The organism is Pseudomonas cerasi, assembly GCF_027983475.1.
Taxonomy (GTDB): Bacteria; Pseudomonadota; Gammaproteobacteria; order Pseudomonadales; family Pseudomonadaceae; genus Aquipseudomonas; species Aquipseudomonas cerasi.
Genome location: NZ_JAQJVM010000003.1, coordinates 347633 through 363373, shown reverse-complemented (window position 1 = coordinate 363373; position 15741 = coordinate 347633). Strand labels below are relative to the sequence as shown.

Below are 15741 nucleotides of genomic sequence, written 5' to 3'. Positions count from 1 at the left end.
TGGGTAGCCATCGCGTACAGACCGACACGATGCTGGTCTGTTCTACCGCATATGGGTCATCCTGGTACAGCCCGATGTAATCCTTTTCCTTAATCCGTTGCGTCAGGCAGAGCGTGCAAACGACCGATCACAGGCGCGGTCCAGGCTTGCCGTCAGGCGTTGGACGATCTGCGCCACTTCAGCGGCGTCCAGCACCAAGGGCGGCAACAGGCGAACGATTTTGCCCCGAGTGACATTGATCAGCAGGCCATGTTCCTCGGCTGCGATGCGTGTCAGTTCAGGTATGGCCTGGCGCAATTCGATACCGATCATCAAACCCTGGCCACGAACGTCCAGCACGTTCGAGTGAGCTCCTAGCGCATTGCGCAGCCCGTCCAGCAACTGCCGGCCTTGCAGTGCGGCGTTTTCCACCAGCGCCTGTTGTTCGATGATATCGATCACCGTGCAGCCGACCCGGCAGGCCAGCGGATTGCCGCCGAAGGTACTGCCGTGGCTGCCGGGCGTGAACAGTTGCGCCGCCCTGCCCCGCGCCAGGCAGGCACCGATCGGTATGCCGTTGCCGAGCCCCTTGGCCAGGGTCATGACGTCTGGAACGATGCCCTCATGCTGAAAGGCAAACCACTTGCCGGTCCGGCCCATGCCGGTCTGGATTTCGTCGAGCATCAACAGCCAGTCACGCCGCGTGCACCGCTCTCTCAAGGCCTTGAGATACCCTGCCGGAGCCACTTGCGCGCCGCCCTCGCCCTGGATCGGCTCGACCAGCACGGCGCAGATCCGGTGCCCATACGTTATGCAAACCTTGTCGAACGCCGCCAGATCGCCAAATGGCACTTTGATGTAATCGCCCGGCAAGGTGCTGAAACCCAGACGCACAGCCGGCCCGTCACTGGCCGACAATGTGCCCAGGGTGCGGCCGTGAAAGGCGTTTTCCATGACCACGACCAGAGGCCGTTCGATGTACTTGTGCCAGCCATGCAGGCGCGCCAGCTTGAGCGCAGTCTCGTTGGCCTCGGCACCCGAATTGTTGAAAAACACTGCGTCCAGCCCCGACAGGGCCGTCAGTTTCTGCGCCAGGCGCTGCTGCCAGTCGACGGTGTACAGATTGGACGTGTGCAACAGCAGCCCCGCCTGATCACGAATCGCCTCGACCAGCAGCGGATGCGAGTGCCCCACATTGGTCACTGCCACGCCCGCCACGGCGTCGAGGTATTCGCGCCCGCTCCGGTCCCACAGACGTGTGCCCAGACCATGGGTGAAACTCAGGGCCAGAGGTTGGTAAGTGCTCATCAGGCAGGTGGCGGTCATGAGGTGAAGCTCCTTGGGTATGTTTCGGTTTTTGCAGTATCGTTAACCACCTCAAATGGATAAACAGCGAAATACTTCAATCATTTTAAAGCTGAGATTGATAATGGATTTGTTTCTGGCAATGCGGGTGTACGTGAAAGTGGTCGAGGCAGGCAGCCTGACGGCGGCTGCGCAAGCGTGTTCGATTTCCACCACCATGGTGGGCAATCACCTGCGCGCACTGGAGGAGCGCCTGGGCGTCAGCCTGTTACAGCGCACCACACGTCGCCAGCGTCTGACGGAATTCGGTACCGCGTATTACGAGCGTTGTCTGGAAGTACTGGGGTTGGTGGCCCAGTCCGAGCAACTGGCCGAGCAGGCCCAGGGGGATCCCACGGGTACACTGCGCATCACCGCGCCGCTGACATTCGGCTCGGAGGTGCTGGCACCTGCGCTCGTCGAATTCTCGCGGCGCTTTCCCGAGGTCAAGCTCGATCTGGTGCTGACCAATCAGCGTCTGGATATGATCGACAATGGATTTGACGTCGCCATTCGCCTGGGCAACATTCCAGAATCTTCGCCACTGATCGCGCGCGCCTTGCAGGACTACACCTTGACCATCTGCGCCGCGCCGGACTATCTGGCCCGCAACGGCACGCCGATCCATCCAGCGGAACTTCGCGGGCATAACTGCCTGGCGTTCGCCTATCCGGCGGGAGACGAATGGCGCACGGCCGGTACGCAGTGGCGTATGACCGGCGCCGAAGGCGAAGTGCTGGTGGACGTGAGCGGTTCGATGGTTGCCAACACTTCCGCCGCTCTTTATCAGGCGGCTCGGGCAGGCCTGGGGGTAGTGATGCTTCCGGATGCGCTGGTGCAGCGAGACCTGCAGGAGGGCCGGCTGATTGCACTCTTCCCCAACTACCATTTGCCCAAACGACCGACGACCCTGCTGTATGTGCAGGACCGTTATCGATTGCCCAAGCTGAGAAGTTTTGTGGAGTATGCGACGGGGCTCTGGGGACGGTAAGAAGTTACCGCCGGAGGGTCACCGGGTCGACTCCGGCGCGCAGCCTTTATGGTGCGCGCCGGGGTTTACCGGGAATGAACGTCAGACCCGGAATCGACTGACCAGGCTTTGCAGATGCACGCCCAGACGAGCGAGCTCTACGCTCGATGCAGCGGTCTCTTCACTCGCAGAAGCCGTCTGCTCGGAGATGTCTCGCACATTCAGAACACTGCGATTGATCTCTTCGGCAACGGCGCTCTGCTCTTCGGCGGCTGCGGCGATCTGATGGTTCATCGTCTCGATCGTCGAGATCGCCTGAGTCATGTTATTGATGGAAACCCCCGCGTTGCGCGTCAGCTCGACACTGTTTGCAGTCAGCGCCTGGCTGTTGTCGAGGATGGTTGCTACCTGCGCCGTGCGGGTATGCAGGCCGCTGATCAATGCCGCGATCTCTTCGGTCGACGTCTGCGTGCGCTGGGCCAGACTTCTCACTTCGTCAGCCACCACCGCGAAACCCCGGCCTGCTTCGCCCGCACGCGCCGCTTCGATGGCAGCGTTGAGGGCCAGCAGATTGGTCTGCTCGGCAACGGCCTTGATGACATCGAGTACGCCACCAATCTTGTTGCTTTCGTTCTTGAGCTCGTCCATCGCGGACTTGGAGTGAGTAACTTCAGTCGCGAGCTTCTCGATCTGCGCTACAGCCTTGGAAACTACGCCGTCGCCTTCGCGAGCTTCTTTGGAGGCGTTGACCGCAGCATGTGACGCCTGCTCTGCGTTGCGTGCGACTTCCTGAACGGTCGCAGACATTTCGTGCATCGCAGTGGCGACCTGATCGGTTTCGTTCTTCTGACTGTTGACGCCGGCGCTGGTCTGCTCGGTGACAGCCGACAACTGCTCGGCGGCACTGGCGATTTGTGTCACGCCATCGCGCAGGCCACCAATCAGCTCGCGCAGGTTGCCGGTCATGCGCATCATGCTGCCCTGCAACTGACCCAATTCATCCTTGCGGGTGACCAGTTGGTTGTTCGTCAGATCACCGTCAGCAACACGTTCGGCCAGTTTCAGTGTTTCACGCAGCGGGCCTACGATAAGGTTGGTAATAACCCATGCTGCCAGGGCGCTCATGATCAACGCTGCAATCAGCCAGACAGAGAGCAGCATCTTGGCCTGGCTCACATCTTCCACTCTCAGGTTGACCTGATTCTCGGACAGTTTGTCAGCGCATTCAAACAGGATGCCGATGTCTTTAGTGATACCTGCCTGAGCCTGCTCAATCCTGGCCTGCGCCGCGGTGAACTGATTCAAGGTGTTCTGGTAGCTCAGCATAGAGTCCACAAGGTGCTTAATGGTCGCCGACTGACCCTCGAAACCTTGCAGATTTCTGACAAACTCGATAACCGTGTTCATCGATGTTTCCGCTGGAGCACGGTTTTCCGATTTCAGCGAATAGGTGTAGCCACGCAAGTCGAAGCGCATTTTCTGGAACAGCGTCATCGCCTGCACGATGGCATCGCGCTGCGCGGGAGTACCATCATCGGATCGGGCAATAGCGTTCAGTTTTTGCAAATCGTCAGCGCCTGCATCGGCGTACTGGCCAAATACCGAACGGGTCGCCTCACGGGCAGCGGTTGCCTGCATGAGGTTGTCGTAGTGGATGCGGTAATCCTTCAAGGCATCTGCGGCAGTATTGACCAGCGGTGTATTCAACGGCGAGTCGAACACCTGCTGCGCGTACTTCACATGATTTTCGAGACTTTCGAGTGCTTTCAGCCAGTTGCTGGCGCGCTCGGCGTCATAATTGACCGAATAGGCCAATCGGGCTATGCGGACATCTCGCGTGAGCGCCCCCAGCTTGCCGATATCGGAAATCCGCTCGCTTCGTTCACTCAGTGAAGTAATGCCTGTCCAGCCTGTCAGCGCAATCAGCACCGTCAGTACGATGACCAAAGCAAACCCGAGCACAAGCTTGGACCTTACCGAAATATTGCTCAGAGTATTTATCACAGGGAGTCGCTCTTTTGTTGGTCATCAGTGGAATGCAAGAGGCCTGTCCTTGCCATCTATCTATACAATTCACAAATGTCGGCAGCGCGGATTAAAACTTTAAAACTGGCGTCAATATTTCGCTTGAAAATAAATCCCTTGGGGCGTGGTTCACCCCGATGGCATTTCCATCCGAGTCAGTTAGCATGGGCCTTTACGCACATTTGGGTATTCTGGAGAAGTGCATGAGTCTGGAATTGATCGCCTCAAAAAGCAGCTTATTGACCATCGAGGAGCGCTCTGCAATTGCCGAGATCGAGGCCACGACCAATGTGCTGCGACTTGTTACCCGCCTGACAGGCATGCGCTTCGCCGGTATTGCCAAGTTTACCGATGCCGACTGGATCGCCTGCTCTGTCTATGACCCGACAGACCTGGGTATCGACGACGGCGACGTGTTCAAACTCGAAACCACGCTCTGCAACGAGTTTTGCGTCAACCCCGAAGCGCTGTTCGTGCCACAGATAAGCACGAACGGCCGGTACGCGAACCTGCCGGTGGTGAAACGCTACGCCATAGAGAGCTATGCCGGAGTGCCAATCTACCTTCCCGACGGACAACTGTATGGCGCGTTGTGCGCGCTGGACTCAAGCCCGACGCTGTTTGACGACCCCGATCTGTCGGAAACCCTGACCCTGTTCGCCCGCTTGATCGGGTGCATTTTCTTCGCCAACATCAACGAAGGCAGTTGACCCGGGCCTGCGCACTGAAGCAGCACTGTCGACTCACGGGCTGACAGGCTGCTCTGCCAGCGCATACAGGGGCACGGACTCTAACAAGGCGCTGCTGAACTGGCCTTCGTCGAGTTGCAGGCGATATCGGGGCGGCACAGGTGTGACCGGGTGATCGCCGTCCAGCAAGGCCTCGGCAGGCAGATCAATCCCGAAATGAGGAAACGGCTCCTGAGCCACCCAACCACCTGCGGCCAGGACCAACAACAGAAAAATACCCGCAATGGGTTCTTTAGGTCTGCACATTCTCGTTTCTCCAATTCCGGCAAAACGATGTGGCTCACAATGAGCTACTCAGTATAAAAGCCAGGGCGGCGCCCTGCTCTCGCGGTCGGCGCATCAGGCGAAGGGCTCTTCGCCCTGCAATTTGGTACGGTGCATCATTCGCCCGCACTCAGGGTCATAGGCTTCCGCCCGATGCATGGTGCCGGTGTTGTCCCATATCACCAGGTCACCGACCTGCCATACATGGCTGTAACTGAACGCCTCGGACGTGGCCCATTCGCGAAGGCCGACCAGAATCCGCGCACTTTGCGCCAGGCCGACGCCAACGACCTGCTGCGCAGTGCAGCCCAGAATCAGCGACTTGCGCCCGGATCGGTGCTTCCAGACCAGCGGCAACTCCTTCTCGCCGATGGCCTGCATGGCCTCGAGCATCGCAAGGCCAGGCTCCGGATTGTAATAGAGTAACGATGCCCATGGCGCGTGAATTACTCGTAAGCTTTCGTAACGATGTTTATCAGCGCTGGATAACCCCTCGTACGCCGCGTAAGTGTTACAGAACCCCGTGTTGCCTCCCCACGTGGCGGGCACCTTGCAAGACAGCAACGATGCCAGAATGGGTGAATCACTGCTCGTACCGTCGATGTGCCAGTAGAGCGAGCCCTTTAGAAACTCCGCGCCTGCCGGGTTCTCTTTCACATCCAGGCTGATCCGGGTGATGTTCTGCCCATCGCCGGGTTCAGGACAGAACGTACCCAGCGTGCGGGTAAAGGCAATTTGCTCTGCATCGGAGAAATGAATCTGCGGGAACACCAACACCCCTCGCTGCTCCAGCAGCTCCCGGATCTCCCCAGCGAATCGACCCGACAGCAGTTCCTGCTTGCCGTTGAAAATACGCGCGCCGATACCTGGCTTGATGGGCTCCTGTGACAGCTGAACGAGCGAAGTGGCTAACATGGTGCGACCCTCTTCATAAGTGAACACTACGGTACACTTATGAAGAAATGGAAGCAATAGCCTGTTTTCGCTCGGGACGTTTTAAAGGGGATGCAGGTAATTGCCCAAGTGATCGTGCAGGAAGAAAGCGAGCAATACTCGCGCTGCGCACTGGCAACCGCGACACGAAAGTCCTCGCTTTCGCCTTCAACACCGTAAATTTTTTGCTCCGTCATTGGCAGGGTCATTCCTTGTTTGATGAGTGCGAACAGAATGGCGGTGTCGCTGGCACTCATTCAATTCGGTTGTTTTAAATGCATTACTTTTTGAGTCGCGGTGGCGCCGATCTCAATTTTACCCATTGCGGCCAGCATGATCCGCTGCCAAAGTGCCTCGAACGAACGCCTGATATGCAATTCAAGGAACGAATCAACGTGCACGCCCCTGCCCCGCAAATCCTCATCCAGCGCATGGCCGACATTCACCTCGAAGGTGTCACTGCGCTCTATAACGAGCCTGCGGTGTGCCGTCAGGTGCTGCAAATGCCTTATCAGTCCATTGAAGTCTGGCGCAAACGCTTGGCTGCCAGTACCGAGCGACACGTGAAGCTGGTCGCACTCAACGGTAACGAGGTGATTGGCAGCATTGGCCTGGAGCAGTATTCGCGCAGTCGGCAAAGCCATGTCGGCGCTATCGGCATGGGCGTCGCATCGGCCTGGCAGAGCAAAGGCGTCGGCTCGAAGTTGCTGGCAACCGCACTGGACATCGCAGACAACTGGATGAACCTGCACCGGGTGGAACTGACCGTGTATGTCGACAACGAAGCGGCCCAGGGTCTGTATCGCAAATTCGGTTTCGAAACAGAGGGCCGGCTGCGCAACTACGCGGTGCGCGATGGCCTGTTCGTCGATGCCTTGAGCATGGCGCGGCTCAGATAAACCATGTCCGTCAACACCGCTACTTGAGCGATGCGTTAAAGCATGCAAGGATCAGCCATGAATCAATTTCCCCAAAGCAACCGACATCACCACCACAGCCCGCTTCAAGGTGCTGCGGTTGCTTGTGCTCATCGATTGGCCAGATATAGATTCACATTCTGACTCATCAGTGAAACCGACCAAGGCGCCCACGGCGCCTTTTTTATTGCCTGAAAAAACTGGAGATCATCCCCCATGACCATGCTACGCGGAACCCGCATCGTGACCGGAACAGAAGCCGCAACCCTGCGTGACACAGAAAACCGTTTCCGGAGCTATCTTCATCGAAGCCGGAGCTGAGGAAGCGATAGTGCCGGCCCTATGGGGCCAGGACACCTTTATCGAAAAAGCCGGCGGCAGCGAAATTATCGGCCAGATGTGGGCCTTCGAGGACAAGGCCGGACGCGCCTGTTGCCTGATACCCGAAGCCACAGCGCTGTTTCAGGAACGCAGCGAAGCGCTGCTTGAGGGGCGACGCGAGGCACTGTTTTTCTACGTGGCACGCTGTTATCGCTACGAGCGGCCACAAGCCGGACGCTACCGCGAATTCACCCAGATGGGGCTGGAAATCCTCAGCCCCTCACCGCAGCAGGCATTGCTGCGCAGCCAGGCCATCTGCACCGGTTTTCTGGATTCGCTGGGCCTGGACTATGAACTCAATACCGCCGTGAAACGGGGCCTGAGCTACTACCTGGAAGGCAACGGCTTCGAGGTGCGATGTTCACGCCTGGGCGCGCAGCAGCAAGTAGTTGGCGGCGGCGCCTATCGAGAGGGTGCCGGGTTTGGCATCGGGCTGGAGCGGCTGGTATTGGCGCTTGGGTGCGGCCAATAACGCGCATCCTGTAACTGGCCGTAGAAGCGCAACGCGTTACACTGCGCTTCTACCCTGTCCCCGACCCGAGGCCCCGTATGAAAGTTGGTGTGATTTCCGACACCCACGGACTGCTCCGTCCTGAAGCCATCGCTGCGCTACAGGGCTGCGCACAGATCATCCATGCCGGTGACATCGGCAGCCAGGACATCGTCGAGCAACTGACCGCCATCGCCCCACTGCACATCGTGCGCGGCAACAACGACATGGATGCAGACTGGGCAAAACCCATCGCCGATCACCTGCGCTTCGACATCGACGGCTGGCAGGTCCTGCTGGTCCACGACATCGCCGATGTTCCAGCGTTATTGGATGACAGCGTGAAACTGATCGTTACCGGCCATTCACACAAACCCCTCATCGACTGGCGCGGCGACACGCTGTATCTGAACCCGGGCAGCGCCGGACGGCGGCGTTTCAAACTGCCGGTGACGCTGGCGGTGATTGAGGTGAGTCCGGATGCGATTGAGCCGAGTCTGGTGCAGTTGGTTGACTGACAAACAGGGCTAACGCTGAGTATTTCTTCAGCAAGAAACCGGAGTTTCGAGCAATGATCATCGTCCCCACGCTCCGCGTGGGAATGCAGTTCGTGACGCTCCGCGTCACCCTGAACGCAAGACTCATTCCCGTGCCGATAAGCGCTCCAAACACCGATACAACACAGGATCTCTAGAGATCCCGCGACATCAGATAGTGCTCCTTGCCCCACGCCTCAATACGCCCCAACACCCGCCAACCGCGCTTGCCGTAGAACCTGTGCTGATCATGGGTATGCAGATACAATGTGGTGATACCGACAGACCTTGCATGACTGCAAATACCGTCGATCAACTGTCCTGCAACGCCCCTGCCTCGCGCTTCCGGTTTTACCAGAACACACGCCAGCCAAGGCCCAAGATCCGGACGCTCGGCCAGATCGTCGCTGGCCAGCGATGCACCGCCCAGCAACTCACCATCCTCCATGGCAATCAGGCACTTCCAATTACCATTTGCCTGTCCTTGAGAAAAGTCCAGTTGCCAGTCAGCGAGTGATTGCGATGCAAACTCGTAATCGAACTGCCGATGGAGCCACAGCGCCATCGTGTCGCTGTGGTGCATGTGGTTGCTGAGCCAATCCAGATTGAGCATGCGAGGTCCTTTCAATTAATCAGCGTTCAAGTCCATTCAATGGCATCACAGCTGCGCAGGCATACGAAAATCGCGCAGCGCACTCATATCAAACGGATTGGGTGCCCGCTGGCTCGACAACAGATAGTTGGCGCGCATCCCGCCCACGTCGGCCTTGAGCAGCAGAACATCGCGCCCTTTCAAAGGCTCGGTCTGCATCAGATCCAGAAGGCGGAACAGCGACCAAGGACCGTTGCTCTTCTCAATCCCCAGTGGCCTTCCAACCATCCCTTCCATCACCAGACTCGTACGCCCTTCTTCAGCATCAGCAGGCCATTTGAACAAGGTCGGCACGATGGGACCATGTCGATACTCCAGTGACTGCTCGCCTAGCCGGAACTCTGCGCGGCGAACACCTGGATCGAGCGTATAGGGTTCGAGGGTAAACTGCACCTGCGGTTCTTGGGTGCGATGGGCGAAGAAACTTTTGCGGATTCGATGCACACCCGCCATCTGATCCAGATAGGCACGGCTCATGGGCAGGCTGTAGCCGTCAATGCTGCGCAGTTTGTATCTCCCCGGATCGCCATTGACGAAGGGCTTCAGGTAATTATCAAAGAAGCGATCAGCTATCCCCTGCGAGCCGAAAAATTCGCGAAAATCATTAAGCGCCACATCACTGCTGCTGTGTGCATAAAACGGATAGCGCTTGTCGAGAGACTGCTCGTAGAAACTGTAAAGCTCGGCCTTGTAGCGCTGATTGAGGTATTGATGAGACTGATACAGCACGAAGCTCCAGGTATCCTCCGCGAGCGTATGGAACAACCCGCCCAGAGGCTGCGCCAGGCCGGTCGCCGCGTTGCGCAGGTTGCTCAGTGCATCCCGCTGTCCGGACATTCGTCCCTTTGCCATCTCGTAGGCAGCAAGATCGGGCTGACCGGAGCGTCCCAAAGCAGCCATTTGCATCTGCAATTCATTGATCGCGCTCAATGCGGCAATCAGTTCGGGAGTCGGACCATTATCGCCGTCCAGTAAACGGTGTAAGGGATCAAAGCGGCGCTGCAACGATTTCTTTGCCGTCCCGGGCAGACTGACGGTCACCGTCTGCTGAATCTTATCGCCAATCGCAGCCACCTGAGTGAGTGGCGATGGTCGCGATACCGCTTGATCAGCTTCAGCCTTCATCGCGTCGAGACTGTCTGCAAGGACCGGAAAAAGCGTGTTTTCACGTACTTCGATCAGTAATTGCAACAACGGCGAATGGGCTGCCGTCAGCCCGGCCATCTGCACCGCAGCCGCACCTGGCCCCTCGAAGGGTTGCAGCGAAACCCGTCCGATTGCCTCGGCCCAATAATCGGCATAATCCCGGAAATACAGCTTTTCCAGTTCGACCATCAGCACCCGCAGCTGTTGTGCATTGAGCTGCGCACCCTCACCCAGAACCCAATTGTCATGCATGAGTTCGGTCACCAGACCCGTGCCACGAGTGACGAAATATTGCTCATAACCGTGGCGGGTGTAGAGTCCGGGGATTCGGTACTCAGTACCCGCCAACAAACCTGCCTGAGGGCCGACATGGTGAGCCAGACTGTAGTCCTGGAGTGTGCGTGCCCTTTCACGCAGCACTCGATAAACAATGCTGGCAAAGGACTCGTTGCGAAGTACCTGTCGGGCCTGTGCCACCAGCGCGTCGTTTACCGGATAGGCGAAGGTTTGTGCAAGCAAACGCTCGAAATGCTGAGCCAGTTCGTTCTGAGCCTGCTCATGACCAACATAACGGACTGACCAGTCGGTCGCTACCAACGTTTTCAGTGCAGAGGGTTCCCGGTGCTCGTCCTTGACCAGCATCAGGTAAGCACGCAAGCTGTCCAGCAACTGCTCGCGATCCCCCAGGCTAGCCATTATGCGCGCCTCGATCATGTGGGCCACGCGTGGCAGCAACTGCCTCTGCAATTCGGCATGATAGGTGTGCATCAGAACGTCGTTGGCAGGTTTGCCCTGATAAAGGCCACTGCGTTCATACAAAACGACCTCATCGCCATCCGGAAATACTCGGGCTGCCAGATAAAGCGTGTTCAAGCTATCAAGGACCGTCAGCAGATCGTCCTCGGCGCCTAGCGATGATCGTTGTTGCGCCCACTGCTCGCCCAGAACCCGCAGCCTTTCCAGCCTGTCGTGATTGGCATTGAAACCGGTCGCCCACAGCACGCCGAACACAGACAGGCACAACAGCGCCGCGCAACACATACCCCGCTGGCGCCACTGAATCTTTCGGCGTGCTGTTTTATCGAGAACCGCAAGATCAGCCTCAGGGAAAATCACATGTCTTAACAGATCATGAATAAATCGCGCCTTTCCGCTATAGCAGGTCGGTGAGCCGGTATCGCTTTCCCCATCGGATGGCTGATCGTTCTGAACAACTTGCGGCGCTCGGGTCAGATAAAATCCACGAAACTGGCTGGCCCGCTGATAGCGATTCCCGGAAAATGCCAGCTCGACAAAGACGCTCAGTCGATATGCGATGCCTCGAAGCTGGTTGGGAAACTCAAGCATCTCTCCTCGGCGTCGGCTGTCCCGCTCCTGATGAATGCGGGTAATAACCTGACTGCCAAGGCGCTGCAGCAAGGCATCGAACGCCTTACCGAGAACATCGATATTACTGCCTTGCTCGCCCTGCCGAAACGTAGTGCCCAGGACCTGTTCACTTTCTTCCCGGGAGAGTTGATCGAAAAAGGCGTCGAAGCCCGCTATCGAGTCAGCCTTGGTGAGTACCAGATAAACCGGCACATCGACATGCAACTGATGAAATACGTCGTCCAGGCGGGCACGCACGTCTTCGGCGATTTTTTCCAGGCGCTTGTCTTGCTCGTCAAACAAAGTGTCGACCGGCAGTGTCACCAGCACCCCGCTGAGTGGATGCGCGCGGTGGCGGTTTCGCAACAACTCCAATAACGTGCTCCATGCGCTGCCGTCGACCTCGGGCAGGGGCTGTTGGAGATAGCGCCCGGAAGTGTCCAGCAGAACTGCCTGCTCAGTGAAATACCAGCCACAACTGCTGGTGCTGCGCATATCGTGCGTCAGCCTGCGCCCGCGCCTGTCCAAGGGAAAATCGAGCCCGGAAAAATCCAGCAGACTGGTCTTGCCACTACCCGGCGGGCCGATCACCGCATACCACGGCAGCTCATTTCGGCCCCGAGCGCCTAATACCCCATACAGGTCCGAATCCTTGAGCACGCGCAAGGCATGCTTGAACCGGCCCACAAGCTCCAGGCGCTCTTTCTCCACAGCAACAGCCTTACGCAGAAGCTCTTGACCTTCGTGGCTGTCCTGCGCATGCCTTTTTTGCCAGCCGCTGCGCCAGTTGGAAAATACAACTCCGAGGCCCCAGATCAGCAATAACACGCTGATAGTTGCCAGACGCACAACAGGACTCTCCCAGAACCTGTTATCGGCCATCGCCAGCAGGGGACCGAACATCCAGATACAGGCGGCCAGCGTCAGTATCAACAGCAGCGACCAGAACCAGGTGCTGCCCAATAGCGTCATGAGTTTTTTAAACAAGGTTTTCACTGCATCTCTCATTTCAAGACCGCCGCTCGATGACTACCGCATCCGCTGACTGATAAGGCTTGAGTACCGCCTCACGCTGCTCGCCGAGGACCCAGGCAAATCCGCAATACAGCGCGGTCAGGCTTATAGCGGTGAACAACACAATCAGCCACGCAGGCATAATGCGCAGCCGGTCAGCAGCGCCGGAGCGTGCGCCCTGCCAGTGAGGTGAAAGCGTTCGCGAAACATCGCCTCTTACATGTTTTATCTGCAGATAGAGGTTATGCCGGATATCTTCCAGCTCGTTGCCGTTGCGACGATGAGAGCGGTATTTCCCCTCAAAGCCGAGTGCGAGGCACAGGTACATCAACTCGAGCATCGAGAGATGCCTGAAAGCGTTTGCGGAGAGTTTTTCAAGCAGTTGAAAGAATTTTTCGCCGCCGAAGGTTTCCCTATGAAAACGGCTGAGCAGACTGATCTTCGACCAGTCACTCTGGCTACCCCAAACCGTGTTCAGCACAGCCTCATCCACTACCGTACACAGCACATAGCGCGCAGCCAGCAGGTGCTCGTCTGCTATCGCGTTCCGCCGTGCCCTGGCTTCGAACAGTTTCACCTGGTCGGAAAGCTGTACGTTCAGAAGATGGATATCCCCAACGTCTTTTGCTGTACCCAGCTTGGCCACCTGAGCCAGCAATTCACCTGCTGCAGAAACCAGTGGATTGACGTGGCTACCGACCTGTCTTTCAGATACTCGCCGAGTGCTGTATAGCAACTGCTCCTGCAGACCTTCGAAAAGATCCGAATTGTGGGTGTCGGTGAAATAGCCATTCCCTGACCCGGTATTGTCCCGTTCTAAGGCAGAATGATCTTCGAGGCCGCTTTGCATATCCGCCACCCTGTTCAATTTCTGATCGCCCAGAACTGCAGTTCAAGCCCGGGAAACTCACCTGATACATGGAAAGCGAATCCTCCTGACTGATCGATCCCGGTCTGTTCCCGGTCATCGACATCGAGAATGAAATAGCTCTTGGCAGCATGAAAAGGTATTTGCCGAGGCGCCACAGGCAGTGGTCTTATGCGTAAACCTGGCAAATGCAGGCTCACCAGCTCGCGAATACGTTCTACCGAGCCGACTTTAAGATGCGAAGGCAGTCGCAGACGCAGTTCTTCGGCATCGCAATCTGCGCGGGCAGCAATGATGAATGACGCGTCCCCCAGTAGCTCACGATCCACCCGAGGCGAAACCAGAACACCATATTGCCGGGGCTGTAACTCGAGCTCCTGGGCCTGCTGCTCGAGAACCATCGACAGCATCTGTCGAATCGCAGACATTACGCCTCTGAATGTGCCGCCCTGGTCACTGTGCTGATAAGTACCTTCCAGTCCAGGACGTCTGCTCTCATCGCCAAATGTCGATAACTCACCCAACAGCGATAGCAGTGCACGGTATAGCTCCTCAGGATGGACGCTTCGAATATTGAGATAGTGTTGAAAAACCAATGCATTTCGATTGACCAGTTGCAACATCATCAAATCGCTCGTCTCTGCGCCACGGGTCTGACCGCAAACACCGATACGCTCGGCAATCACGTCCCCACGGTGATTCAGCAGACCCGCCACTTCCCTCAGGCACGACATCACATAGCGGGAGCCACTGGCGCTGATGAAGGCAGGTGAAAATTCGAGGTCCAGCGAAAGCGACTTGTCAGGACTGCAGATCAGAACTTGGCAGACCTTGAGCATGCTGTAGGTATGCTCTCCCTGGGGCTCGCCCATTAACAATCGGAACTCTGGACGCGCGCACAACACAGGCGTGAAACGGTCTTCACCCGCGTTCGAATCGCGGATGCTCGCTGAATAGCTTGTAAACCGTGCTACCACATCCGGCTGTTCGTGACTGCGAGACTCAATGCAGTTGCCCGCCACGATCGGCAGTGCCAGATACACCGAGACGTTTGAAGTAGTGGGAGGAATGTCCAGCGCCAAAGGAGTTTCATGGCCCCGTATATCAAAGACACTGCCATCCGGCAGAATGCCCGAGGCCTGGGCAATGACGATTTGCCCCGCCCCCAGAAATTGCGGATCGATTTCCAAGGCTGTAAAGCCCCAGTTGTAAGCGCCTGCCAACTGAGTACGAAGCCGCAACTGGTGGTCGTAGTAACGATCATGATGCTGAAAGTGCTGCGGGCGAAGCAGCATGCCTTCCTGCCAGATAACCTTGTGCTGATTCATAACGGACTTCCTGTGTCAGTTGGGCTGTCTTCCAGTTGAATACCGGAATCACTCAACATGAAAACGGCACTGTTCTGCTGGTTAGGGGCGATCTGAATCACCTGACGCCAGCGGGCTTCGGACAAGTGCCGATAAGCCGCGAGCACAGCGATATAACGACTGCTGTCATCCAGCTTCAGCTTCAACTCAATACTGTCGCCGGGACGAAGCTCAAACTCTTCGCTGGCCACCAGATCATTTCCCAACGCCTGCCCGGTACGTTTATAAAGCGAGAGAAAATCCATACTCTCAAACGTGACGGGACGTCGAAGTTCAAGCAACTTGAAAACAACCGGAGACGGTCTGCCGTTCACATCGGGATTCAGTCGGTCATCGGCACTCAGTCTGATATCCAGACGTGTTTGCGTTGAGTACGGCGATAGTGCGGAGCAACCTGAGATCAAAACCAGGAGTACTATCAGTACCTTCTGGAAGCCTCGGGCAACGCAAGCGCTCACGGAGATCATTCCTGAAAATCCTGACGCAGGGCAGCAATCGAAAAGGCATGCGGCGTTGACATCTGTTTTTGAGGAATCGAATCCTGCCGTAATACACCCAGGCGGCCGGTGGGTTCTGGACTGCCCAACGCGCGGTATTGATCATCACTGAACTTGAAATGACCTTTGCACCCCCCGAGGCAAATCAGCGCAACGAATGTGATAGGCACAATGCGCCAACAATGAAAGTTCATTGGAACGTCTCCAGACAGGAAATTAACTAAATGTGATTATTGAATGG

General features: G+C 57.1%; 15 protein-coding genes and 2 pseudogenes. 5 read left to right on the top strand and 12 right to left on the bottom strand.

Annotated elements, in window-relative coordinates:
- Window positions 1-102: 102 nt before the first annotated feature.
- On the bottom strand, window positions 103-1305 hold the full coding sequence (locus tag PI739_RS17865; protein ID WP_054081518.1) for an aspartate aminotransferase family protein: 1203 nt from the start codon (window positions 1303-1305) through the stop codon (window positions 103-105).
- A 103-nt stretch (window positions 1306-1408) separates the two neighbouring features.
- On the opposite strand from PI739_RS17865, the gene PI739_RS17860 reads away from it, so the two are divergent.
- Window positions 1409-2314: a LysR family transcriptional regulator gene (locus PI739_RS17860; RefSeq protein WP_003434255.1), complete on the top strand. Its 906-nt coding sequence runs from the start codon at window positions 1409-1411 to the stop codon at window positions 2312-2314.
- A gap of 81 nt (window positions 2315-2395) precedes the next feature.
- On the opposite strand, the pseudogene PI739_RS24940 reads toward PI739_RS17860, so the two are convergent.
- Together PI739_RS24940 and PI739_RS24935 are read right to left on the bottom strand one after the other, a co-directional pair.
- Window positions 2396-2995, bottom strand: a pseudogene (locus tag PI739_RS24940) (methyl-accepting chemotaxis protein); the annotation flags it as partial.
- Window positions 2996-3250: 255 nt separating this feature from the next.
- A pseudogene (locus PI739_RS24935) lies at window positions 3251-4297 on the bottom strand (methyl-accepting chemotaxis protein); the annotation flags it as partial.
- Between the two features lie 224 nt (window positions 4298-4521).
- Here PI739_RS24935 and PI739_RS17850 point away from each other — a divergent pair.
- The gene (locus PI739_RS17850; protein ID WP_003434258.1) at window positions 4522-5028 is read left to right on the top strand and encodes a GAF domain-containing protein; all 507 of its coding nucleotides are present in this window, start codon (window positions 4522-4524) and stop codon (window positions 5026-5028) included.
- 33 nt (window positions 5029-5061) lie between these two features.
- Here PI739_RS17850 and PI739_RS17845 read toward each other — a convergent pair whose 3' ends face one another.
- The 3 genes from PI739_RS17845 to PI739_RS17835 form a co-directional block, all read right to left on the bottom strand.
- Window positions 5062-5313: a hypothetical protein gene (locus PI739_RS17845; protein WP_003434260.1), complete on the bottom strand. Its 252-nt coding sequence runs from the start codon at window positions 5311-5313 to the stop codon at window positions 5062-5064.
- 93 nt (window positions 5314-5406) lie between these two features.
- On the bottom strand, window positions 5407-6246 hold the full coding sequence (locus tag PI739_RS17840; protein WP_054081535.1) for a TauD/TfdA dioxygenase family protein: 840 nt from the start codon (window positions 6244-6246) through the stop codon (window positions 5407-5409).
- A gap of 26 nt (window positions 6247-6272) precedes the next feature.
- A complete protein-coding gene (locus PI739_RS17835) occupies window positions 6273-6521 on the bottom strand; it encodes a hypothetical protein (protein WP_054081519.1) in 249 nt (82 codons plus the stop codon).
- 138 nt (window positions 6522-6659) lie between these two features.
- Between PI739_RS17835 and PI739_RS17830 the strand changes: the two genes are divergently transcribed.
- The 3 genes from PI739_RS17830 (at window position 6660) to PI739_RS17820 (ending at window position 8570) form a co-directional block, all read left to right on the top strand.
- Complete coding sequence (locus PI739_RS17830) at window positions 6660-7163, top strand: GNAT family N-acetyltransferase (protein WP_024638845.1); 504 nt, start codon at window positions 6660-6662, stop codon at window positions 7161-7163.
- A 289-nt stretch (window positions 7164-7452) separates the two neighbouring features.
- Window positions 7453-8034 (top strand): ATP phosphoribosyltransferase regulatory subunit, encoded by a 582-nt coding sequence (locus PI739_RS17825; RefSeq protein ID WP_054081520.1) that lies wholly within the window; start codon window positions 7453-7455, stop codon window positions 8032-8034.
- Window positions 8035-8111: 77 nt separating this feature from the next.
- Complete coding sequence (locus PI739_RS17820; protein ID WP_054081521.1) at window positions 8112-8570, top strand: metallophosphoesterase family protein; 459 nt, start codon at window positions 8112-8114, stop codon at window positions 8568-8570.
- 172 nt (window positions 8571-8742) lie between these two features.
- Here the strand turns inward: PI739_RS17820 and PI739_RS17815 are convergent, their stop codons facing one another.
- Genes PI739_RS17815 through PI739_RS17790 form a run of 6 tightly spaced genes read right to left on the bottom strand, consistent with a single transcriptional unit; the run spans window position 8743 to window position 15694 of the window.
- A complete protein-coding gene (locus PI739_RS17815) occupies window positions 8743-9201 on the bottom strand; it encodes a GNAT family N-acetyltransferase (protein ID WP_054081522.1) in 459 nt (152 codons plus the stop codon).
- Window positions 9202-9246: 45 nt separating this feature from the next.
- Window positions 9247-12750, bottom strand: a complete 3504-nt coding sequence (gene tssM, locus PI739_RS17810) for a type VI secretion system membrane subunit TssM (RefSeq protein WP_054081523.1) — start codon at window positions 12748-12750, stop codon at window positions 9247-9249.
- Between the two features lie 13 nt (window positions 12751-12763).
- Entirely contained in the window at window positions 12764-13618 is an 855-nt protein-coding gene (icmH, locus tag PI739_RS17805; protein WP_054081524.1) for a type IVB secretion system protein IcmH/DotU, read from the bottom strand.
- Between the two features lie 14 nt (window positions 13619-13632).
- Window positions 13633-14964 (bottom strand): type VI secretion system baseplate subunit TssK, encoded by a 1332-nt coding sequence (tssK, locus tag PI739_RS17800; protein ID WP_054081525.1) that lies wholly within the window; start codon window positions 14962-14964, stop codon window positions 13633-13635.
- Window positions 14961-15470, bottom strand: coding sequence for a type VI secretion system lipoprotein TssJ (tssJ, locus tag PI739_RS17795; RefSeq protein WP_054081526.1), 510 nt, complete (start codon window positions 15468-15470; stop codon window positions 14961-14963). Before tssJ ends, tssK begins: the two co-directional genes overlap by 4 nt.
- Window positions 15467-15694: a hypothetical protein gene (locus tag PI739_RS17790; protein ID WP_054081527.1), complete on the bottom strand. Its 228-nt coding sequence runs from the start codon at window positions 15692-15694 to the stop codon at window positions 15467-15469. Before PI739_RS17790 ends, tssJ begins: the two co-directional genes overlap by 4 nt.
- Window positions 15695-15741 lie beyond the last annotated feature (47 nt).

Excerpts from the sequence above, each read along its gene's own strand:
- PI739_RS17865 (WP_054081518.1), bottom strand. The coding sequence starts at position 1,305 with ATGACCGCCACCTGCCTGATGAGCACTTACCAACCTCTGGCCCTGAGT.
- PI739_RS17860 (WP_003434255.1), top strand. The coding sequence starts at position 1,409 with ATGGATTTGTTTCTGGCAATGCGGGTGTACGTGAAAGTGGTCGAGGCA.
- PI739_RS17850 (WP_003434258.1), top strand. The coding sequence starts at position 4,522 with ATGAGTCTGGAATTGATCGCCTCAAAAAGCAGCTTATTGACCATCGAG.
- PI739_RS17845 (WP_003434260.1), bottom strand. The coding sequence starts at position 5,313 with ATGTGCAGACCTAAAGAACCCATTGCGGGTATTTTTCTGTTGTTGGTC.
- PI739_RS17840 (WP_054081535.1), bottom strand. The coding sequence starts at position 6,246 with ATGTTAGCCACTTCGCTCGTTCAGCTGTCACAGGAGCCCATCAAGCCA.
- PI739_RS17835 (WP_054081519.1), bottom strand. The coding sequence starts at position 6,521 with ATGAGTGCCAGCGACACCGCCATTCTGTTCGCACTCATCAAACAAGGA.
- PI739_RS17820 (WP_054081521.1), top strand. The coding sequence starts at position 8,112 with ATGAAAGTTGGTGTGATTTCCGACACCCACGGACTGCTCCGTCCTGAA.
- PI739_RS17815 (WP_054081522.1), bottom strand. The coding sequence starts at position 9,201 with ATGCTCAATCTGGATTGGCTCAGCAACCACATGCACCACAGCGACACG.
- icmH (WP_054081524.1), bottom strand. The coding sequence starts at position 13,618 with ATGCAAAGCGGCCTCGAAGATCATTCTGCCTTAGAACGGGACAATACC.
- tssK (WP_054081525.1), bottom strand. The coding sequence starts at position 14,964 with ATGAATCAGCACAAGGTTATCTGGCAGGAAGGCATGCTGCTTCGCCCG.
- tssJ (WP_054081526.1), bottom strand. The coding sequence starts at position 15,470 with ATGATCTCCGTGAGCGCTTGCGTTGCCCGAGGCTTCCAGAAGGTACTG.
- PI739_RS17790 (WP_054081527.1), bottom strand. The coding sequence starts at position 15,694 with ATGAACTTTCATTGTTGGCGCATTGTGCCTATCACATTCGTTGCGCTG.